At 68.6% G+C, this 353-nt stretch carries 1 pseudogene; it reads right to left on the bottom strand.

The features are described 5' to 3' along the window. A pseudogene (locus FS767_RS21755) lies at positions 1-353 on the bottom strand (histidine kinase); the annotation flags it as partial.

Here is a 353-nt window from a genome sequence, read left to right as displayed (position 1 = left end):
AGGCATCGAAGGAACGCCGCGGATGCGGATAGTTGAGCCCTGGACCCGGCATGGGCACCGTGGCTTCCAGCTTGGCCGGGTTACCGCTCCAGACCACCGTGGTAACGATCTCGGGGCGGAACCAGAGCACCAGGTTGCGCACCGGCTTGGGCAACGTCAGGGCCAGCACGCCACTGGCGCTGGCGCTGTAACGGCGGGCGTCGGGCAATTCGTCGGCCAGGCAGCGAGTCGCATAGATGCCCGAAGTGTCGATCTCGGCCGTGACCCAGGCGGCGAGGACGCGAATGTCCTCCGCGCCGGGGCACTCTCCCAGGGTGCAGAGCTCGTCCTCCACCAACACCGCGACCCCGGCG

It is taken from the genome of Pseudomonas sp. DE0010 (genome assembly GCF_007680745.1).
GTDB classification, from domain to species: domain Bacteria; phylum Pseudomonadota; class Gammaproteobacteria; order Pseudomonadales; family Pseudomonadaceae; genus Aquipseudomonas; species Aquipseudomonas parafulva_B.
The sequence above is the reverse complement of the archived record's forward strand: the minus strand, read 5'-3'. Positions and strand labels throughout refer to the sequence as shown.